Source organism: Corynebacterium sp. ES2715-CONJ3, assembly GCF_024814365.1.
In the GTDB taxonomy this organism is placed as follows: Bacteria; Actinomycetota; Actinomycetes; order Mycobacteriales; family Mycobacteriaceae; genus Corynebacterium.
Genome location: NZ_JANUXS010000002.1, coordinates 38,199 through 59,590 on the forward strand (window position 1 = coordinate 38,199; position 21,392 = coordinate 59,590).

The window sequence follows — 21,392 nt, forward strand, 5'->3', positions numbered from 1 at the left end:
CTCTGAGAGTTTCTCAACTAGGGCTATACTTGCACAAGCTCATGATAACGCGTTGAATAACCTAGAGATGGCTATAGGATTATGCTACCCAGATACCTAGAGCCGAGAATACTTGGGAAGGTAATGAAAGATGAGTGAGAAACAGCTTACAGTTGCTGAGCTCCTAGCCAGGGCCGGCAAGGAAGAGGCTGCCGAGCCCACCCGCCGGCGCCGCCGCCGCAGCCTCGACGAAGGCGGCGTCTCTGTCGCCGAACTAACCGGCAGCATCCCTAAGGTGGAGGCAAAACCCGCCGAAGCAAAACACTCATCGGAACCCCTCGATCCTGATCCTGAAGACACCCCCGTCACGGTAGTCGCAGAGGACGTTACCTCAACCCCAACGTCGACGGAGCCAGAGGTTATTGTTGACAACGTTAATACCAGTGTCAACACCGAGGACGAGGCAGATAGCGCAGATGAAACGGTGGTCCTCTCGGTGGTACGCGAGGATGAACCCGTGCGCCTGACCACCTCTGATTTTCCGGCACAGGAGAAGCAGGTGGCGGTTGCTGATCTCACTGAGAAAAAGCCTCCGGCTACTGGCTATGATGTCGAAGGCCAGCCCACCCCAGTCTTTGAAGAAGAGGAAGCGGCTCCCGTTGAGGAAGAGACCCGTTCTATCTCGGTGCTCTCTGTGATCCTCATGGTCGTTGTGGGAAGCATTATTGGCTTCAGCGTCTTTGCAGGTTTCGAATATCTGTGGGGTCATTTCAGTAAGAGCGTTGTCGGGGCACTTGCGCTCGGCGCAACCGCAGGTCTGGTAGTGGTAGTGAAGATACTGCGCACCTCACACGATATCTTCTCCATGGCGCTGGCAGCCGTGGTTGGCCTGGTCATTACCTTTGGGCCGTTATTAGTCGTTGGCTTCTAAGTTTCCATCCCCGCCTGAGATAAGAGGCGGGGTTTTTCTTAAGTGCATTTGCTTCAAATTTTTGGCATGGTAGAACCATGACATCTGTAGCAGTAGTTGGTGGCGGAAAAATAGGCGAAGCTCTTATTGCGGGGCTGATCGAGGGTGGCACGAACCCCAAGGATATTCACGTATCGAATAGGCGGGAGGAGCGGGGAACCTTTCTGCTTGAAACATACGGCATTGTCCCGTTTGACGAACCAGCCGCTGCCGTCGACGGGGTAGATGTCGCATTTTTGTGCGTCAAACCCAAAGTGCTCCTGAATATTGCCGACGAGATCTCTGATGTGATCTCCAATAATGACGCCACCACCGTGGTGTCGATGGCGGCTGGGGTCAGCTGCGCGGCTATCGAGGAGGTTCTGTCCGCCGGAGCACCGGTAGTCCGCGCAATGCCTAATACCCCGATGCTGGTTAACAAGGGCATGATTGCCTTGGCTCCGGGGCGCTTTGTCGAGCAGGAGCAACTAAACGAGGTGGTAAAACTCATTTCTGCGACGGGTCGAGTGCGCTTAGTGCTTGAACAGGATATCGACGCTGTCACCGCCATGAGTGGATCCTCACCGGCCTATTTCTTTCTCATGATTGAATCCATGATCGACGCGGGAGTGGCCTTAGGTCTAAGCCGCGATGCTGCCCAAGAGTTGAGTATTACCGCCCTGGATGGTGCGGCGGCCATGTTGCGTGAGACGGGCGCAGATCCTGCACATCTGCGCGCTAATGTGTCCTCCCCAGGTGGTGCCACGACGGCCGCGATTCGTGAATTTGAAGAGTCTGGTTTCCGAGGCATGGTCTACCGGGCAACGGCCGCGTGTGCGAAGCGTTCGGGGGAGCTAGGGTAATAGATACCCCTGCACAGACAATCCAAGCTGGCTCGGCTGTCGGACTTTACCGTGCTCAGCGAGGTTGATATGAAAACGAGGGGTACTTTTTTTAACTTCTGTTCGCAACAGTCACACCGTTCACGCTAGAATCGTAGAAGCACGTGCGTGTTTTGTTCTGCAGGAGGGGAAGCCTGCAGCGCGCTCGCCGCTGAAGGGTATAGGTTAACTATGGCTAGAGAAGAAAACGGAACCTTTTTAACAGTCGCGGAAGTCGCAGAAATCATGCGAGTATCCAAAATGACTGTTTACCGGCTTGTTCACTCCGGTGAGCTGCCAGCGGTTCGCGTTGGACGCAGTTTCCGCGTTCACGAAAAAGCGGTCAATGAATATCTGAATGCCTCGTATTACGAAGCAGGTTAATATCAGATATCTCAGTGAACCCAGTGCCTGTGAAGGCGCCGACGGCGGTGTATAGGTCTGCGCATGCAGTCTGTATACCGCCATTTTCGTCGTCCTAGATAAGTGCCCGACCCTCGGCAGCAGCCAAGATATGACCTGAGGTTCGATTTATAGAGCGATCCCTTGTTTGAAGCGTGGCTCGATCCGTGGCTCCATCCCTTGTTTGATTCATGCTCCGATCTTTGGCGCGGTAGTGTGATAACCGAACAAGTACCCCAAGTGCCCAAGGCGGAAACTGCCCTCTTAATTTTTGTTCATGGCTGATGCTCGGTATGATTGACACCATTCGTGTCAGGCAAGGCTTTTGCACGAGAATTTCTCGCGGATGCGGCATCGTATCTCCATGGGTGGCCACGGTTACTCTTTATGGCTGGGATGCGGTATCTTGTTGAGATTTTCACACCGCAGGGCGAAAGTGCACTTCGGACTGCTGGGAAGCATTCAGTCCGTGCAATGAGCCAGCAAGACTGACGTCGGAAGTACGTACATCCATCTAGTAAGCGAGGGAAACCGATATGGGTTCTGTCATTAAGAAGCGCCGCAAGCGCATGTCCAAGAAGAAGCACCGCAAGTTGCTCCGTCGTACCCGAGTGCAGCGTAGAAAACTCGGTAAGTAAAACGTCTGTCAAGATCCCTGCCCCAAGGCATCACCTGAAACGATTGGTGAAATCTTATGGGCAGGGATTTTCTGTGTCACCGTACCAGCTAGGATCGACGACGAGCTTTCCAGGTTCGCCACGAAAACAGGGCTGTGATCAGAGCGGGAGCACCAAAGGTGCGCACCGCCTTGCGTACACTGCGATAATCATATATTTCCCACCCATGTGCTTTGGAAATCTTGCGAAGCTGGCGATCGGGATTAATAGCCACCGCCGTACCCACCATCGACAACATGGGAGTATCGTTAACCGAATCAGAATATGCGGTGCACTGTTTGAGATCGATCCCTTCTAAGGTGGCCAATGCCGCCACCGCATGGCGTTTGCCGGGGCCGTGAAGAATATCACCGACGAGTCGACCCGTAAACTTGCCATCCTCCACCTCGGCAACGGTGCCTAAGGCTCCAGTAAACCCTAGGCGTTCTGCGAGAATCTGTCCTAGCTGGACAGGTGTGGCCGAGACGAGCCACACTTGGTGGCCCGCAGCTAAATGTTCTTCGGCTAGCTGCTTAGTACCTGGCCACATTCGATCGCTCATATGGGAATCGACGATCTCACGGCAGAGCTCGACTAGATCAGCGGTCTCTCGTCCTGCAATAAACTCCAGTGCCTGTTCTCGGCCAATAGCGACGTCCTTCGCAGATTCTTGACCGGTTACACGGAATTTAATCTGCTTCCACACCATCGGAATGATATCCCCGACTGTAATAAAGCGCTTGCGGAAAAGACCGATGGCAAAGACAATCATCGAAGACCCTTGTATTAAGGTGTTGTCGATATCGAAGAAGGCAGCCGCTCGCTCTGTAGGCGGGTGAGTAGGGTCCGGTTGCTGTTTTCTGCCTCGCCCCGCGGCCTCAAATGCTCCAGATACGGACTTTAAACCAGAGTCGTAGTCACTGAGCTCTAGTCCAAAGAGCTCGCTAGCTGCTAGAGCGGCCGCTGCTTCACCAGCTGTTCGTTGGGCTTCATCGTCGATAGGGGGGAAGGCTTGCTCTTCGAAAAAACGCCGCATATTGCCGCGCGTGCTGCTCCAGCTCGCCAGAAAATCTTCGGGTCGCTGGTGCCACTGCGGGTTTCCGGAGTGTGAGGGTGAAGGGGCATCGCCTGAATGAGATGCAGGTTGAGGGGAATTCATTGCGGGTAGTCACTACCTTTTGGGGCTTGGTGAGGTGCTGATTAACGCTACTATCTATCATGCCAGACACACGTATATTCCGCCGTAGCCCTTGTACTAAGCCAGTTGATAGTTTGATTGATACCAGCCCGTGGGGTGTAGCGCATAGGAAGCACAAACCAGCTGCTCTTCCTCAGCCTAAAAGTATTAGGCTAGGAGGTATTTAAAGAAGATTCCGTGGGGTCATCAGCGCGGCATAAAAATGGGGAGGATCTATGGCATCGAAGGTCGAATTGATGGTGCGCAAGCAGTGTGGCTCGTGTGTGCGGGTGCGGGAGCAAATACGTCCGGTTGTACAGGCGGCTGGTTTGGAATTATTGGTCATTGACGTGGAAACCGATCGCGAGCTTTGTGCTGAGTTCTCGGATCGGGTGCCCGTTGTGGTCATCGACGATGAGGAATTTAGTTGCTGGGAGGTGGACAATAGCGACTTAGCCAAGGCTTTGTTGTAAAAAAGTGCGTGATATGACAAGGTTAAATAAACCTTAAATATGCAGGAATTATCCATCTAAAGTTGGATATCTATCGTGCTTTTGGCGGATGGCTACGCGATGCACACCAAAGCGAACGTGGAGAACAGAGAAGGGATAACAGGCGATGAGTGTCCTCGTTGTGGGATTATCCCACAAATCAGCGCCCGTCTCTTTGCTGGAAAAATTAAGTCTTGATCCCGAGCACCGCGATCGCATGGCTCACCAGCTTCTGGCTCGAGACTCAATATCCGAGGCCATGATCATTTCTACGTGTAACCGAGTTGAGGTCTACGTCGTTACTTCCTCCTTTCATGGTGGAATCTCGGATATTGTGAGTGTTCTCCAGCTCAATTCAGGGGTCGATTTCGACCAACTGCGTTCCTCTCTATACGTGCGTTACGATGACGCCGCAGCCGAGCATATGATGGTGGTGACCTCCGGCCTCGACTCCATGGTCTTGGGGGAACAGCAAATTATTGGTCAAGTCCGCTCCGCCTACCAAGCCTCAATTGCTGCTGAGAGCGTTGGCCCGAAATTGCACGGCCTAGTACAGGCCTCGCTCCATACGGGCAAGCGCGTCCACTCCGAGACGGAAATTGATGCAGCTGGAGCCTCAATGGTGTCCTTTGCTTTTGAGCAATCTCTTGGGCATCTGCAGGCGGAGGATTTTCGAGGGAAAACCGCGCTCGTCTTAGGGGCGGGTGTCATGGCTTCCCTGGCCGCCACGCACCTTGGCAGACTGGGCATTAACAAGCTCATCATCTCCAACCGCACCCAATCGCGCGCGGAGCGATTAGCTGAGCATGCTCGCGAATCAGGGGTAGAGGCTGAGGTTATTGATTTCGGCCTGCGTACTCAAGCTTTGCGCAAAGTTGATATTGCTGTTTCAGCCACGGGCGCCCAAAACTTCACCATTACCGCTGCCGATATCCCTGCCATGGACCAGCGTCAATCAGAGCTGCTTCTTATCGATCTCTCCCTGCCTCGTGATATCGAGGATGCGGTGACCGAAAGAGGAGCCAGATTGGTCAATATCGAACGCCTTCACGCCATTCGATCCGACCGTGGATTTATTCCCTCCGACGCCCAAGCTCAAGCGATTGTTGCGGAGGAACTCAAAGCCTACTGCTCTGAGCAGCGGATCAAGGATGTCGTTCCCGCGGTGACGGCTCTCAGGCGCCACGGAGCGAAGCTTGTTGAATCCGAGATGGCCAGGCTGCGCTCGAAAGCAAGTGGGCTCGATGTCCAAGAGCTGCACGAAGTTGAGCGATCAATGCGGCGCGTCGTGGATAAATTGCTCCACCAACCCACAGTAGCCGTGAAACAACTAGCGGCTGAATCTCGGGCCGTCACCTACGAAAGTGCCCTCCAGGAGCTTTTCGGGGTCGCACCAGCCGGTCGATCCATTACGGTCGATCTCGACGCGATGCCGCTCAATGAGGAAATAGGAGCCTAGAAATGTTGACAATCGGTACCCGAGGATCGCTACTGGCCACCACGCAGTCTGGCCATATCCGAGATGCACTGCATCAACTGGGGTACCACGCAGATCTTCGCATTGTCACCACACAGGGGGACGTCAATATGGCCCCAGTGGAAAGAATCGGCGTGGGAGTATTCACCCAAGCCTTGCGTGATGCCCTCGCCCAAGGAGACTGCGATATCGCTGTTCATTCTTTTAAAGATCTCCCCACCGCGCCCGACCCCCGTTTTTATTGTGTGGTTCCTCAGCGCGCTGATGTCCGGGACTGTCTCATCGCTCGCGATGGCTTAGATTTCGCAGCCCTTCCCGAAGGCGCTGTGATCGGAACCGGCGCCCCGCGCCGTATATCCCAGTTGCGGGCGATGCGTCCAGATATTCAGACCCGCCCCTTACGAGGCAATATTGATACTCGCATAGCCAAGGTGCGCTCTGGGGAACTCGATGGCGTTGTTTTAGCATATGCGGGGCTGGCGCGCGTCAATAGGAATAACGAAGCTACCGATATTTTTAATCCTGAGCAGTTTATTCCCGCCCCTGCGCAAGGCGCATTGGCGGTCGAATGTCGCGCAGACGATCAGGCCGCTATTGCTGCTATTTCACAGCTAGCAGACCACCCCGCTACAGCGTGTGCTCTCGCTGAACGAGCGGTTTTAGCCCACCTCGAAGCCGGCTGCACGGCTCCGGTGGCCGCCTATGCTCGTCTAGAGGCAGATACTCTCACTCTTGTGGGAAGTGTTACCCGACTCGATGGCGGCCTCACGCTGCGAGCCCACGCAACCGGGGCTGTGGATCAGGCTGCGAACCTAGGCGAAGAGGTGGCGGCAAAGCTCTTTGCTCGTGGAGCCGCGTTGCTCCTCGATTAGGACTTAAGACCATTATGATGCCCGCAATCGTGGTGCCTCGAGCGCTCGGACAGGCACAAAACATGGTTAACGCCATCGAGCACCACGGCATGCGCGCCCTCGTCGTACCCATGATTGCCATCAAACCTACCTGCGATCAACAGGTCTTATCTAAGGCATTACAAGGCGCATATGAGTGGGTCATTTTCACCTCCACCAATGCTGTTGATGCCTGCCGCGAGGCCTTACCTCTCCATGGAGTGAAAATAGCGGCCGTCGGCGTCAAAACCGCACGTGCGCTCGAAGAACTCGGCCAATCGGTTGATGTAGTTCCGCCCGCACAGCACTATAACGCCACTGGACTGCTCACTATTTTTCCTCCCTTTTGTGCACAGGGCACACACCAACCCCAAGGCGCAGGGAGAGTTCTGCTGCCTCGAGGCAACCTGGCGAGCCCAGAACTACCCGCAGGGTTGACCTCGCTGGGATATGAGGTGGACTGCGTCGAAGCCTACCGAACCGTGGAGGCACCACCGCCCCCACCAGAGGTGCTAGAGATCATGGCGGCAGGCGACTACGCGGCAATCTGTTTGAGTTCGGGATCGATGGCTCGACATTTTGTTAGTCGTTTCGGTCTTCCACCACAGCGGTGTGTTGTGGGCTGTATCGGTCCCCGCACCTTAGCCGTGGCCGAGGAGCTCGGACTACACTCCACAGTGATGCCCCCTGTTGCCACTGTCGACGCACTGGTTAGGGTCACCATCGACCAAGTACGATCAAGGTTGAAATTCGAATAATAATGAAGGCTTAATCATGACCTCCCACTATCCACAACGCCGTCCTAGGCGGCTGCGCGTTAATGCCACGATGCGAGATTTCGTTGCAGAAACAACGCTGCAACCCGCAGATCTCACTTACCCGCTCTTTATTGCCCACGGTCTATCTCAACCTCGTGAGATCAGTTCGATGCCAGGCCAATATCAACACACGATGGACTCCTTGCGCGAAGTCGTCGGCCAAGCGATTGAGTGTGGTATCCGCTGCATTGATCTTTTTGGAGTCCCTGACGAAGGTAATAAAGACGCTCGTGGCACGGAAGCGAGCGACCCGGATGGCATCCTCAACCGAGCAATTTCAGTGCTCCGCCAGGAATACGGTGATGATATCCTCATTATGGCCGATACCTGCCTTGATGAATTCACCGATCACGGTCACTGTGGAGTGCTCACTGAGAATCAGTGGGGTGAGATGATCGTTGATAATGATGCTACTCTTCTTCGTTATAAAGATATGGCGGTATCGCAGGCGCGAGCCGGAGCGCATATTATCAGCCCATCGGGAATGATGGATGGACAAATCCGCGCGATCAGGGAGGGGCTTGACGAAGCGGGCTACCATGATGTGGCCATTATGGCCTACTCCGCTAAATATGCATCTGCATTCTTTGGGCCATTCCGAGAAGCCGTCGGCTCCAGCCTGGTGGGGGATCGGCGCGCTTATCAGCAAGACCCCGCGAATGCGCGCGAGTCGCTGCTTGAAGTCGATCTAGATATAGCCGAAGGTGCCGATTTCGTCATGGTAAAACCAGCCATGAGTTATCTCGATATCGTACGGCAGGTAGCAGATCGTTCACCTATCCCAGTTGCCGCCTACCAAGTCTCGGGTGAATATGCGATGCTACACGCGGCAGCCAGTAACGGGTGGCTCGACCTCGATGCCGTGATGATGGAATCCCTGCTCTCTATTAAACGTGCAGGCGCTGAGCAGATTTTGACTTATTTTGCGTTGGATGCGGCAAAAAAGCTCCGTAACTTTTAAACTGGAGAGACAAATTTATTGGCTTGCGGAGCCACGAGAGTAGATTTTGAGGAATTATGAGCGAACCGGGATCAAAACCTGAATTAGTGGCTTTTGCGATCAAACTGTTAAGCGGCATTTTTCTCATCGAGATTCTCCACCAGATTATCGCCACAGTGGGCGCTATCATCCACCGGGATACTCTTATCCGACAAATTCAACAGGCTTATGCGGATTCGGATGCCGGCCTCAAACCCGGCCCCGCGATGCTCGATCTCCTTGCAATAGTCAGTATTTGCTTCTCGGCCTTAGTTGCTATCGCTCTCGTCGGAGTCTTTGCGTGGTTTGTGACCACCTTGTCGCAGCGGGGCAAGCGATCTGCGATGGCCCGACGATTGCTTATTTATGTATGTATATATCTCAGTGTTCGGGGAATTTTTGTCTTTGCTGTCACTGAGGCAAGTGCTATGTCCTTAGTGCTGTTAGCAATCAACGGCAGCTTACAAATTCTTATCGGTGTGGGAGCAGCCTTAGCGGTTTATCTTTTAGGCCGAGAAGAGATGCGTCGCTGGGCTGAGGATGACACTAACTCCACGCCCCTATCGTCGATTCGGTCATAGAAAGGCGTATATAGCGGGTGGATGAGGCCGCCGCGGTGTTCCTTATTGTCCTTTCAGCACCCATCAGAGCCCCGCAGTTTCTCACGGTGTTCTCCAGTGCCGTGAGAAACTGCGGGGTTTTGCTATGACTATAAGATTTTTCTAAGTATTTAGTGAGCTCCCAGTCCTGATAAAAAGTATTTGAATATAAATACTCTTCAACCGTGAGTGGTATCACAAATATATTATGCTGTGAATAAGATCCCCAATATCTAGTAGCATATCAGCAAAAGCGCAGATCAGACCATAGGTGAGTGGAAGAAAGAGGTCCGTTTCTTCGGCCTTTTCTGGGGATGATATAACTAAGAGCCTTAGCCGGTGTGCATAGTTATTTCCTATTTGTTACCGTGGTCTTCACAGAAAACTTATTAACTACAGGAGCTCCTGAGGGTCGACTGATTGCTTGGCTCCACGAGCAACCAGCTCGACCAAGACGGGGTGCGGATATCGCCCTCATACAGGCGCTCCGAAAGAAAGGTTCACGATGACGCAAACCTATGGCCGTCGCAATGCGGGGAAAAACCTCAGTGCTGGCAAATTCCGCACAGGGCTTTCCGCAGCTGCAATTATCGCCTTAGCCGCAACAGGCTCCCTGAGCGTCCCAGTGATTGCTGAGGAGAACCCAGCAGCTGATGCGCAGGTTGAATCTCAAAATCAGGATGCACAGACTGATGCGCAGTCTCAGGACGCTCCAGCAGCAGACGCTCCAGCGTCGGATACTGAAGCGCAAGATACCCAGACGCCGGATGCTCAGACTCCACAGGGTGGCGAAAAAGCGCCAGCTTATGAATCTGCTCCAGTTACGGAAGATATCAACGATCTCCCCGAAGGCCTTCGCGACCTTATCGGTGGAGCAAATGACGAGACCGATACCGACAACGATGGTATCCCAGATGCTTATGAGGCCTTCTACGGAACCAAAGTGGGCAATCCTGATACCGACGGTGATGGCATCCTGGATGGCGACGAAGTTCTAGGAACGCACAATCAAACATTCCCTACCGGTTATTTTCCTGATACCCCCGGCTCAACCAACCCTGCCGATGCCGATACCGATAACGACGGCACGAGCGACGGTGTGGAGCTTAAGGTTAAGTACAACGAGGTCACCGGGGAGACCGAAACGCTCGACGGTGAAAAGACCGACCCCAACGACAGCACCTCCGGTGCTTTGACTCTAACTTTGCCCGACGGTGAGGATACCGACAACGACGGCCTCCCCGACGCCTTCGAGCTAGAAATTGGTACCAAGATCGACAACGTTGACTCCGACGGGGACGGGATTACCGATTACGATGAGGTCTTCGCAACCGTGTCGAACGATCTCTTCAAGAATCATTCCTTCAATCCGGAGTGGCCAGCAGGCAATACCGACCCCAACAACGCAGATACCGACGGAGATCTGATCCCCGACGGAAAAGAAATGCAGGTCAAGGTCCGAGGCAATAAAACCGTTGACGATGGCATTCCGGGCACCCTACCTACCGACCCAAACAAAGCTGACTCGGACGGCGATGGCCTCACCGATAAAGAGGAGCGGGACTACGATACTGATCCTTGGGAAGCAGATACCGATAATGACGGCATCGGTGACGCCGCTGAGGTGAAGGGTCTACTCTCGGATTTCGAGACCAAATTTGATCCCTCACGTCCAGCGGGCAATACCAACCCTAAGGATCGGGATACCGACAAAGACGGAGTGCTCGATGGTATTGAATTGGGTACCTACGTCGATGAGGCAACGGGCCAGACCTTTGTGAACCCTACCCTCGATCCTCGCTTCTTCACCGATCCAAACGTACAAACCGTCGATACCGACGGTGACGGCCTAGCGGATCCCGTAGAAGAGAACTTCGGAACCAACCCTCAGGCGAAGGACTCTGACGAGGACGGAATTGATGATTTCTCTGAAATTGCTGGTACCTTCAACCCCTTCAAGGATCAACACGCAGACGGCATCAATTTCCCAGGGAGCACCAACCCAACTAATAACGATACGGATGGCGACGGTATCCTAGACGGTGAAGAACTGAAGGTTCGCTTCGATGAGACCGAAGGCCGCAGTATCCAAGATGAATCTGCCTTCGGTGAGTACACCAACCCTAATCGCGATGATCGCGTGGTGGATACCGATGGTGACGGCATTCCCGACGACGAAGAGATCGCAATCGGAACTGACCCACAGCTGGCCGACACCGATAAGGATGGCGTTAATGATCTGGACGAGCTAACCGGCAAATACGGTGAGCCAACCGATCCCCGCGATCCAGACTCCAAGCCCGCGACCGCTGTACCTGAAGAAGCTCCTAGTGTTGAGCTTCCTGAGGGCGAAGTGCCGGAGACCGCTGTACCTGAAGAGGCTCCTAGTGTTGAGCTTCCTGAGGGTGTAGTGCCGGAGACTGCTGTTCCTGGCGAGGCTCCTAGTGTTGAGCTTCCTGAGGGTGTAGTGCCGGAGACCGCTGTACCTGAGGAGGCTCCTAGTGTTGAGCTTCCTGAGGGTGTAGTGCCAGAGGCTGCTGTTCCTGGCGAGGCTCCTAGTGTTGAGCTTCCTGAGGGTGTAGTGCCGGAGACCGCTGTTCCTGGCGAGGCTCCTAGTGTTGAACTTCCTCAAGGCGAAGTGCCGGGGCAAGATAAGACCGGTAGCGCCGATATTAAGGATCCGAAGTTCTGGACTAACCTTCTCGGTGGGGGCGCCATTGCCGCAGCAGTGACTTTCGCTATCGCAGCGCTGGTATCTCTGATTCCTGGTGGTCCTGTTGCCGGAACCTGGCCTCAAAACCGCCACGCACCTTTTGATTGGACCCGCCCATTCCCATGGCTGCGTCCTATCGTTGATTCCTTCATGAAGAACTTCACTAATCCACAACGCTAGGATCAGGAAGTCCTAATACAGAAGATTAGGCGATGACTTTGGCTCTGAGCTGCTGATGAAATAGCAGCCCAGAGCCTTTTCATTTCTCTTAGCCTGCTTCAGAAAGGCGGAGTTCCGAGGAAAGAACGCCCAAAGGAAGCTCACGAGGTCAATCTTCAACTCAGCCCCATGACCCTGTAGTGTGTGAGGAGTGCCTCTGGGAAAGCTGGGGCTTCGTCGGTCGGGTGCCGAGTGATGGGGAGCTTTTTTCTCCCGCTGAATAGGCTGTGAGACAGTAACGGGTTGGAAAATTATGGATCAAAACGATATTAAGGCCATCGATTCACGGGTTCTTGATGCTATCGCCTCGGCGAAGAAAGCAGCAAAGCGAGTAGGAATCTCGTCATTTACTCTTTCGGATATCAACGACCCCGAAGAGGCGGCGGCCGCTGCCATTAGTAGTGGACGCACCTCTTTTGCCTTCGAGCTCAAGGGATTAGAAAATGCTGCTTCCGTAGCACCGCTAGAAGAAGCCATCAACGACATTGAGGGCGTTGAGGCACGCATCGTTTACACCTCATCCATGGCATGGGTGAGTGCCATTCGCACGATCGATATCCAAGTTATTGAACAAGTCTTTGCCCGCCACGGGATTACTGCTCGTCTCACGGACTCCTCGATTCGACGGCGCATGGCGTGGTCGGATGTGGAGGAGGGGAGAATCTCCCGCTCGCAACTGCGACAGCGTCGTCGGCAGCAGCGGATGTCACGGGGGGCGCGCAGGCTCGCCGAAGAAGAGCAGAAGGATTTCGCTCTTGCCCGCAGAGAGGGTTTTCTGGAAGGGCCGGATCGGCATATCGAGCCCCAAGACCCCACAGATGTACTTTTCACAGCACGAAGCCTCATCACGAAAGCTCGGCTGATCGTCTCATTATTGCTCACCATCCCCGTGGTAGTGATCAGCTACGATTCGACCCTGCAATTCGATTACTGGCAGTGGGTGCTCGCTCTCATTGCATTTCCTGTTGTTACCTATGGCGCTTACCCCTTCCACCGGGCGATGCTCGGCGGTTTCCGACGCAGCATGTTCGCTCTCGATGCTGCGAGTTCCCTCGCTATTATCGCCGCATATGTTTATTCCGTCTTGCATATGCTGCTGAGTTCGGCAGGGAGCCCGAGCTATCGGGTGAGTTCAGAAATTCTCACCGCATCTCCCGCCGCTAATGATTCCGGGGTCTTCTTCTTCGATGTCGCGTGTACGATGACCCTCTTCCTGCTAGCGGGACGCCTACTGTCACGCAAAACCCGAAAGAACTTAGTTGATGAGCTCGCCGAGTATCTTCCCGCTGCCCGCCAGACGGCCCTGCGGGTAACCAAACAACGCACAACTGGGGCAGTCAAAGAAGAGGAAGTTGCAGTTCAGAAACTCAACGTGGGCGATGACCTCATCGTTGCGGCAGGAGATATTATTCCTGTTGATGGAATAGTTATCGGCGGATCCTCCACCATCGACGGTCGAGCCCTCGGGATCGGCCACTTCGATGTCAAAGTTAAAAGTACCGTGTACGCAGGGTGCATCAACGGAGAAAAGAACCTGAAAGTACGCGCCATCGCAACGGGTCACCGCACCTGGTTAGTAGCAATAGCGCGGTGGATTCGGCGTTCGGGTCTTCATCAAAATTATTCAGATGCTCTCGCTACCCGTTCGGCATCGCTACTCGTTCCAGCAGCAATTATGGGCGCGGTGACTGTCTTTTCCATCTGGGCACTGCTCACCAACAATTACTATCTCGCCACCGCAACGGCCCTCTCTATGATGGGGTGCGTGGCGCCGGTATCCCTAGCTGTATCCGCGTCGGTGGCTACCCGTCAGGGAATTGAAGCAGCAGCGCGCCGAGGCGTGCTGATTCGAGATTCTGCGACGGTGCGTCGCCTCGATATGGTGGACACGGTTATCTTCAACCGAGTGGGTGCCTTAAGTGAAGGCGAAATGTCAGTGGAAACGGTTACCGCGAATGCGGGAGAAAATGCTGACCTCGTGATTCGCGTTGCCGGAGCCCTGTGTATGGAGAGTGAACATCCCGTATCGCTGGCTCTGGTGCGAGCAGCCCGGGAATCTCGGGATACGTCCTCTGATGATTCTATCCCGAGTTTGATCGAGGTGAGCCACCAATATATTGATGAACAAGGTAGCTTCGGGGGTGTCGTAGAGATTCCTATGCGCACCGCTGATGGGGGCATGGAGATGCGTAGCGTAGAGGCGAAACTGTGGCGCCCGCGTAATCTCTCTGATGTCAAGGGTCGGTTGGCTGCCCCCGCTGTCTCTGGGGGCACACCGCTCGTCGTTCGGTGGAAGGGGCAAGATCGCGGCGTTATTACATTGCATGATGAGGTAAAACCCGATGCTAATGATTCCATTGAGGCCCTCGAGGATCAGGGCATCGACACCATGATGCTCAGCCGTGATACCTATCCGGTGGCGCGTCGCTACGGGGATATGGTTGGAGTATCGCATGTGTTGGCAGGCATCCAGCCGGGAAATAAACCCCAGACGGTGCGCAGTGTGCACAACCATGGCCGGGTAGTGGCCGTTGTCGGCGATGACTCGGCTAAGCGTTGCTTTAGAGCTGCCGATGTGGGCGTGATGGTGGGAGCGATGGCGAGTATGCCACTGCCTGCAGGGCTGGAAACGACCGACGCTAATGTTGTCCTCTTAAGGGGTCTTACCGAACCGATACCGTGGCTCTTTACCGGAGCCAAGCGCATGAATCGCCTCATTAATAACAATTTTCTTTTAGCCTGGACCTATAATATCGCTGCTATGACCGCTGCTGCTCTCGGGCTTTTACATCCTATGGGTGCCACCATCTTGATGCTCGCAGCATCCTTGATTATCGAAGCGCGGTCGATGTGGATTAAAACTTTTTAGGCAAAACTTACTTTCCTAGGATTGTCGGCTGTGTCATACTTTCGTATATGATCTCCCCTCGCCGACGCAATATAGACAGTGCTCCCTTTATGCAGGCTGCTCGTGGCCTGAAGCCATCGCACCGCCCCGTCTGGTTTATGCGGCAGGCGGGGCGCTCACTTCCTGAGTATCGGAAACTGCGGGAGAATACTACGATGTTGGACTCCTGCTTTAACCCCAGTATGCTCGCTGAAATCACCATGCAGCCAGTACGCCGTCACGGGGTAGACGCTGCTATTCTCTTCTCCGATATTGTGGTTCCCTTAAGGGCGGCGGGAGTCGGCGTGGAAATTGTGCCAGGTAGAGGGCCCGTCATGGATCAAGCGATCCGTAGTGCTGATGATATAGCGGCGCTTCCTATCCTCGAGGGCTCCGTGCCGGAACTCACTGAGGGGATTGGTATCATCCTCGACGAGCTCGATCATACTCAAGCCCTCATTGGTTTTTCGGGTGCACCTTTTACCCTCGCGAGCTATCTTATCGAGGGCGGTCCTTCACGTAATCACGAGAAGACGAAGTCCATGATGCATCACCAGCCGGATATGTGGCATGCACTTATGCGGCGTCTGGTGCCCACCATCAATGCTTTTCTCGATACCCAAATAGCAGCAGGCGTCGATGCGGTGCAGCTGTTCGATTCCTGGGCCGGTTTCCTCAACGAGCGGGATTACCGCGAATTTGTTCTTCCCTACTCCCGTGAAGTTTTCGAGCATATCGCTGACGCCGGCATACCGCGTATCCATTTTGGCGTAGGCACAGGAGAAATCCTTGGCGCCATGAGTGAAGCGGGGAGCGAAGTGGTGGGAGTTGATTGGCGGGTACCGCTCGATCAAGCCGCCCGGAGAATGTGCACCCCAAAGGTGCTACAAGGCAACCTTGATCCGGCGCTCCTATTCGCCGGCGATACAGCGGTGGAGGCCGAGATCGAGCATATCATTGCCCTAGCAGATCACGCTATTGCCGCTGGTCATGCAACCGGCCATATCTTCAATCTCGGCCACGGGGTGCTCCCAGATACCCCACCAGAAGCGCTCAGTCGCGCGGTCGATATCATCCACGCCCATGCCTAATATTCACGTGCATGCGGTACACGGATACCGTACCGCTCAAGGTGCACACCCACAGTGAGCACTCATAGGTAGAATGGGGCCAAATTACAAGGATGCCAGATACTTATAAGAATTCGCGAGTCCACCCTTGACCCCAAGGCTCGCAGAGTGATTTCGGAAAACAAGAAAAACAAGGTAGTTCCATATAAAAACCCTCGAGCCGTCAAAGAGAGGCGCTCGTAGAAATACTTCAGCCCCACGTGATCGACGGCAGCACAGTGGTGGTTCTATACGCTAAGAGAAAGGCTTGAATATATCGTGCGTGTCGCTATTATCGGAGCAGGACTGGCTGGATTAACAACGGCGTGGCAGTTACATCAAGAAGCCCCCGACACCGAGGTTGACATCTTCGAGGCCTCGGATCGCATAGGCGGCAAACTCTATACGGTTCCCTTCCACTCCGGACCGACAGATATGGGTGCGGAAGCCTATCTGAATTTCCGCGCGGACGCTACGGACTTCTTCAAGCAACTCGGTCTCGCGGACTCCTTGGTCTATCCCTCCGGGCTTCCCTCTTCGTTTTACGCCGCGGGCCAGCTACACGATATGGTCGACGATACAATCATGGGTATTCCAGCTGCGAGTACCTCCATTAAAGACCTTATCGATGCGGAAACAGCGGCCCGCATCGATGCAGAGGACCAGGGGCCCGGGATCGAGTGGGAAGTGGATGGACCTGATATTTCACTCGGAGATCTGATCAGTCAGCGCTACGGCGAACTCGTGAATTCTCGCTTGGTATCTGCTTTACAAGGAGGGGTTTACTCGGCCCGCTCAGAAGATCTTGGTATTAGAGCCACGTTGCCGCAGTTGGCGCGCACCTTCGATGAAATGGCGTTGGCCGGAGAAAAAATCAGTCTCAAGGCGGCCATTGAAAAGATCTTGTCCCAACGCCAGCGCAATAACCGCAATAACCACGAACGCGGATACCGCCCCCATGTATTCGCGACCTTTAAAGGTGGCTATGCGCAAGTCTACGAAACGCTTGCAGAGGCGTCACAGGCACGTATCTACGTTGATGCCTTTATCTCCGGCATCACCGATTCCGCACAGGGATATGCACTGCGAGGAGGTGGCGAGGGCTATTATGACGCCGTCGTGGTGGCCACCCCAGCACCAACCACATCCTTATTATTAAAAACAATTGCCCCCGATATCAGCCCCCACTTCAGTACAATCCCCTTGGCTTCCTCGGTGGTCGTCGGGATGAAATTCGCCAGCGATCGGGGTCTCCCGGATAATTCCGGGATTCTGGTGGCAACCGATGAAGTAGATATTAAAGCCAAAGCCTTCACTTTCAGTTCCAAGAAGTGGCCTCACCTAGGTAGCCGCGGAGGCGCTCTAGTGCGAGCCTCTTTCGGGCGCTACAAGGATGATGAGATTTGCCGGGCAGATGAGGATGTCCTTGTTGACCACGCTCTTGCGGATCTCAAGAAAATCACCGGCTTTGATGGCATTGCGGCAGGGCTCGACGAAATCTTTGTACAACGCTGGTTCGGAGGTTTGCCTGTGTACGGGCCGGGGCATCTAGAGACCGTCGCTGCGATCACTGAGGGCTTGGCGCACTACCCGGGTCTTTATGCAACCGGTGCGTGGGCTCAGGGTGTGGGGGTGCCGGCGGTTATTGCTCATGCGCGCGGCGTGGCGCACACCATCTGTGGCAACGCTGAACCCAACCCCGCTCTCGCTGAGTCTTAAACTAGCCTGAAACTGGTATTGAATCGCTGATACTGGCTTACACTGGCCTAAAAAGCTTGAAACAGAAAGAAAACACGATGACCCAGAAAACTACCCGCTCCGCTGAACTCATGCGTCGCGCCGAAAAACTCATCCCCGGCGGAGTTAATTCCCCAGTCAGAGCCTTCGGCTCAGTGGGAGGTCAAACCCGCTTCATTGAACGCGCCTATGGTTCCACCCTTGTAGATGTGGACGGTAACGAATACGTTGACCTTGTTAACTCCTGGGGGCCCATGCTCATGGGCAATGCCCACCCCGAGATTCTCGACGCTGTCAGCACCGCCATGGCCAAGGGCCTATCCTTCGGTGCCCCCACAGAGGCCGAGGTAGAACTTGCAGAGATGATCATTCAACGAACCAGCGTTGAAGAAGTACGCATGGTCAACTCCGGCACCGAAGCCACCATGTCTGCTGTACGCCTAGCGCGCGGCTTCACGGGTGCGGAAAAAGTCATTAAATTCGACGGCTGCTATCACGGACACGTGGACTCACTGCTAGCCGCCGCCGGTTCTGGAGTGGCTACGCTTTCTCTGCCCGATTCACCAGGGGTGACTGGTGCGAGCGCTAAAGATACTATCGTCGTCCCCTATAACGATATCGCGGCAGTGCGCACTGCCTTCGAAGAACACCCGCACCAAATCGCCTGCGTGATCACCGAGGCGGCCGCTGGCAATATGGGGGCGGTGGCGCCACAGAATAATTTCAATCAACAGCTCAAAGATCTCTGCCATGAATTTGGGGCTGTGCTGATTATCGACGAAGTTATGACTGGTTTCCGCACCTCTTATTCCGGCTGGTACGGGGTTGACCATGTAGCGGGCGATCTCACCACCTTCGGCAAGGTCATCTCAGGAGGCCTGCCCGCTGCAGCTTTCGGTGGACGCGCCGATATTATGCAGCACCTAGCACCCGTTGGACCCGTCTACCAAGCGGGCACACTCTCGGGTAATCCGGTCGCAATGGCGGCGGGCAAGAAGTCACTCGAGCTCGCCACCCCAGCAGTCTATGAGAAGGTAACCAAGCACGCTGATCTGCTGCATTCTCTCATTTCCCAGGCGCTTGATCGGGCCGGAGTTGAGCACCACATCCAGCGTGCCGCTACCATGCTAAGCGTTCGATTTGCTCGTGGTGAGGGCCACAATTTCGCAGATATGAAAGCCGCCGAAACCTTCCGTTTCGCTCCTTTCTTCCACGCTCTTTTAGAACATGGCGTTTATGCGCCACCGAGTGTCTTCGAAACGTGGTTCTGCTCTGCAGCTCTCAGCGCAGATGATTTTGAGCGCATCGAGAAGGCACTGATCCCAGCAGCTCAGGCGGCAGCAGCGGCGGATAAGGTAAATTCATAGCCTGCAGTGTATTAACGAGAAAGGGCCATAAGCTATGACAACAACCATCGTGCACCTCGTGCGTCATGGAGAAGTATTCAATCCGGAGCGAATCCTCTATGGGCGGCTGCCGGATTATCACCTCTCAGCTCGGGGGGAGTCGATGGCTCACGCGACGGCACACTCGTTGTCCGGCCACGATATTTCACTGATTCTTTCCTCTCCACTAGAGCGCGCCCAGGAAACAGCCGCCCCAATTTCCGCCATCAGCGGGGTTGAGGTGAGTATCGATGAGCGCCTTTTAGAAGCCGGTAACCAATTCGAAGGTCTGCGAGTAAAAAGCTGGCGCTCGGATCTGCTGCACCCTCGCTATTGGCCTTTAATGACTAATCCGCTTCAGCCCAGTTGGGGTGAGCCTTATCATGAGATTGCCGAGCGCATGATGGCGGCCGTTACCTCCGCTCGGGAACAGGCCCATGGTCATGAGGCGGTATTAGTGAGCCACCAATTGCCCATTGTGTGCGTGCAGCGCCACGTGAATCAGCAACCTCTGTGGCACAACCCTGCACTGCGTCGCTGTAATCTTGCGAGCGTCACTTCTCTCGTCTTTAGTGATGACGTCCTTATCGACTATCGCTATTCGGAACCCGCGTATGAGATCTAGAACAAGGCATGATCCTTTCGCACTGGTAGCTCTTGGTGGGGTACTAGCGCTGCTGCTTGGTGCCTGCGCCGATGATAGCCTTGCTGGAAAAGACGCCGTAGCGGTGGGCGGAACCTTCCAATTCCACTCACCCGGTGGGCAAAAAACCATCACCTATCCCGAATCTGAGCGCGCACAGATAGCAGATATCACTGGGCCATCAGTCATCGATGACACGGAGATAAGGCTTTCAAATTATGCTGGCCACATCGTCGTTATCAATGCTTGGGGCCAGTGGTGTGGGCCCTGCCGTACTGAAGTCGACGATCTTCAAACGGTGCACGAATACCTCACTAAAGAGGGGGGTACGGTGCTCGGCATCAATATCCGCGATAATAAGCAGTTGGCTAAGGATTTTATGCTCGATAATGGCCTTAGCTATCCGAGCATCTTTGATCCACCCTTTAAAACGGCGGGCTTATTAGGCGGGATTCCCGCCTCGGTGGTACCCACCACCATTATCCTTGATAAGCAGCACCGACCTGCCGTTGTATTCTTGCGTGCCATCACCGAAAAAGAATTAATGGAGGCCATTGCGCCCCTGGAATCAGAATAATGCAGCTCAATATTCTCTCCCAAGGCATCGGGGAATCTTTCGCCACAACAATTAGCTCAGGTCCTTTAATCGCAGGCCTCATCGCCGCAATGATAGCGGGACTTGTCTCCTTTTTAAGCCCCTGCGTCTTGCCCCTGGTACCAGGGTATATCAGCTATCTGGCAGCGCTTGTCGGCGGCGATATCACTTTCGACGCCCACGGGCGCGCCGTTATAACCAAAGGCTCGCGGATGACAATCGCCTTCGCGGCGATCTTATTCATTGCAGGTTTCACGATTATTTTCGTTCTAGCTACTGCTAGCGTCTTCGGTCTCATTGGAGTCTTGGCTTTAAATAATCAGTGGTTAAGCAAGATCGGCGGGCTTATCACCATAGTCATGGGGCTAGTTTTCCTCGGCAAGATACCATTCCTGCAAACAACGCGCAGTCTCTCAGCTGGGCACTGGTCTAGCATTATCGGCGCCCCAATCCTCGGGGCAGTATTTGCACTCGGCTGGACACCCTGCTTAGGCCCAAGTCTCGCGGCCATTATCTCCATCGCGGCTGGCACCGAAGGGGTGACAGCCTTACGGGGAGTAATCCTCATTATCGCGTACTGCTTAGGGCTAGGTATTCCTTTTCTCATTGTGGCACTCGGCTCGGTACGCGCCATGGCGGGCCTCGATTTCTTAAGCCGCCACGCTGTGATCATCCACCGACTGGGCGGTATAGCCCTTATTCTTACGGGGCTGGCGCTTCTGAGTGGATTTTGGTCCGTTTTCATTAGCTATATCCAAGTGCTGAGCTCCAATTACGCGCTGCTACTATAGAGAGCCGAAGAATGA

General features: G+C 54.4%; 19 protein-coding genes. 18 read left to right on the forward strand and 1 reads right to left on the reverse strand.

Features of this window, described 5'->3' with window-relative positions:
- Nucleotides 1–130: 130 nt before the first annotated feature.
- The 4 genes from NXT00_RS02455 (at nucleotide 131) to NXT00_RS02470 (ending at nucleotide 2,849) form a co-directional block, all read left to right on the forward strand.
- Nucleotides 131–910, forward strand: a complete 780-nt coding sequence (locus tag NXT00_RS02455; RefSeq protein WP_259157924.1) for a hypothetical protein — start codon at nucleotides 131–133, stop codon at nucleotides 908–910.
- Between the two features lie 77 nt (nucleotides 911–987).
- Nucleotides 988–1,791 carry a pyrroline-5-carboxylate reductase gene (proC, locus tag NXT00_RS02460; protein WP_259077603.1) on the forward strand — a complete coding sequence of 268 codons (804 nt, stop codon included), beginning with the start codon at nucleotides 988–990 and terminating at the stop codon, nucleotides 1,789–1,791.
- Between the two features lie 210 nt (nucleotides 1,792–2,001).
- On the forward strand, nucleotides 2,002–2,193 hold the full coding sequence (locus NXT00_RS02465; RefSeq protein ID WP_259077602.1) for a helix-turn-helix domain-containing protein: 192 nt from the start codon (nucleotides 2,002–2,004) through the stop codon (nucleotides 2,191–2,193).
- Nucleotides 2,194–2,747: 554 nt separating this feature from the next.
- Nucleotides 2,748–2,849, forward strand: coding sequence for a 30S ribosomal protein bS22 (locus NXT00_RS02470; protein ID WP_003402602.1), 102 nt, complete (start codon nucleotides 2,748–2,750; stop codon nucleotides 2,847–2,849).
- An 88-nt stretch (nucleotides 2,850–2,937) separates the two neighbouring features.
- Here NXT00_RS02470 and NXT00_RS02475 read toward each other — a convergent pair whose 3' ends face one another.
- Nucleotides 2,938–4,026, reverse strand: a complete 1,089-nt coding sequence (locus NXT00_RS02475) for an HAD-IB family hydrolase (RefSeq protein ID WP_259157927.1) — start codon at nucleotides 4,024–4,026, stop codon at nucleotides 2,938–2,940.
- A gap of 254 nt (nucleotides 4,027–4,280) precedes the next feature.
- Between NXT00_RS02475 and NXT00_RS02480 the strand changes: the two genes are divergently transcribed.
- From NXT00_RS02480 to NXT00_RS02545, 14 genes are all read left to right on the forward strand, one after another.
- Nucleotides 4,281–4,517 (forward strand): glutaredoxin family protein, encoded by a 237-nt coding sequence (locus tag NXT00_RS02480; RefSeq protein WP_259157931.1) that lies wholly within the window; start codon nucleotides 4,281–4,283, stop codon nucleotides 4,515–4,517.
- A gap of 145 nt (nucleotides 4,518–4,662) precedes the next feature.
- Entirely contained in the window at nucleotides 4,663–5,994 is a 1,332-nt protein-coding gene (locus tag NXT00_RS02485; RefSeq protein ID WP_259157932.1) for a glutamyl-tRNA reductase, read from the forward strand.
- Nucleotides 5,995–5,996: 2 nt separating this feature from the next.
- On the forward strand, nucleotides 5,997–6,884 hold the full coding sequence (gene hemC, locus NXT00_RS02490; protein ID WP_259077593.1) for a hydroxymethylbilane synthase: 888 nt from the start codon (nucleotides 5,997–5,999) through the stop codon (nucleotides 6,882–6,884).
- Nucleotides 6,885–6,898: 14 nt separating this feature from the next.
- A complete protein-coding gene (locus tag NXT00_RS02495) occupies nucleotides 6,899–7,660 on the forward strand; it encodes a uroporphyrinogen-III synthase (RefSeq protein ID WP_259157937.1) in 762 nt (253 codons plus the stop codon).
- Between the two features lie 16 nt (nucleotides 7,661–7,676).
- Nucleotides 7,677–8,681, forward strand: coding sequence for a porphobilinogen synthase (gene hemB / locus NXT00_RS02500; RefSeq protein ID WP_259157938.1), 1,005 nt, complete (start codon nucleotides 7,677–7,679; stop codon nucleotides 8,679–8,681).
- A gap of 56 nt (nucleotides 8,682–8,737) precedes the next feature.
- Nucleotides 8,738–9,280, forward strand: a complete 543-nt coding sequence (locus tag NXT00_RS02505) for a hypothetical protein (protein WP_259157940.1) — start codon at nucleotides 8,738–8,740, stop codon at nucleotides 9,278–9,280.
- Nucleotides 9,281–9,803: 523 nt separating this feature from the next.
- Nucleotides 9,804–12,191 (forward strand): hypothetical protein, encoded by a 2,388-nt coding sequence (locus tag NXT00_RS02510; protein WP_259157941.1) that lies wholly within the window; start codon nucleotides 9,804–9,806, stop codon nucleotides 12,189–12,191.
- Between the two features lie 292 nt (nucleotides 12,192–12,483).
- Nucleotides 12,484–15,099, forward strand: coding sequence for a cation-translocating P-type ATPase (locus NXT00_RS02515; RefSeq protein ID WP_259157943.1), 2,616 nt, complete (start codon nucleotides 12,484–12,486; stop codon nucleotides 15,097–15,099).
- Nucleotides 15,100–15,146: 47 nt separating this feature from the next.
- Nucleotides 15,147–16,208 carry a uroporphyrinogen decarboxylase gene (gene hemE / locus NXT00_RS02520; RefSeq protein WP_259157946.1) on the forward strand — a complete coding sequence of 354 codons (1,062 nt, stop codon included), beginning with the start codon at nucleotides 15,147–15,149 and terminating at the stop codon, nucleotides 16,206–16,208.
- Nucleotides 16,209–16,505: 297 nt separating this feature from the next.
- Nucleotides 16,506–17,945, forward strand: coding sequence for a protoporphyrinogen oxidase (locus NXT00_RS02525; RefSeq protein ID WP_259157948.1), 1,440 nt, complete (start codon nucleotides 16,506–16,508; stop codon nucleotides 17,943–17,945).
- Nucleotides 17,946–18,022: 77 nt separating this feature from the next.
- Nucleotides 18,023–19,330, forward strand: a complete 1,308-nt coding sequence (gene hemL, locus NXT00_RS02530) for a glutamate-1-semialdehyde 2,1-aminomutase (protein WP_259157950.1) — start codon at nucleotides 18,023–18,025, stop codon at nucleotides 19,328–19,330.
- Nucleotides 19,331–19,364: 34 nt separating this feature from the next.
- Nucleotides 19,365–19,973 (forward strand): histidine phosphatase family protein, encoded by a 609-nt coding sequence (locus tag NXT00_RS02535; RefSeq protein WP_259157952.1) that lies wholly within the window; start codon nucleotides 19,365–19,367, stop codon nucleotides 19,971–19,973.
- Nucleotides 19,963–20,568, forward strand: a complete 606-nt coding sequence (locus NXT00_RS02540) for a TlpA disulfide reductase family protein (RefSeq protein ID WP_259157954.1) — start codon at nucleotides 19,963–19,965, stop codon at nucleotides 20,566–20,568. Before NXT00_RS02535 ends, NXT00_RS02540 begins: the two co-directional genes overlap by 11 nt.
- Nucleotides 20,568–21,377, forward strand: a complete 810-nt coding sequence (locus NXT00_RS02545; RefSeq protein ID WP_259157955.1) for a cytochrome c biogenesis CcdA family protein — start codon at nucleotides 20,568–20,570, stop codon at nucleotides 21,375–21,377. The genes NXT00_RS02540 and NXT00_RS02545 overlap by 1 nt, the downstream gene beginning before the upstream one ends.
- The last annotated feature ends 15 nt before the right edge of the window (nucleotides 21,378–21,392 follow it).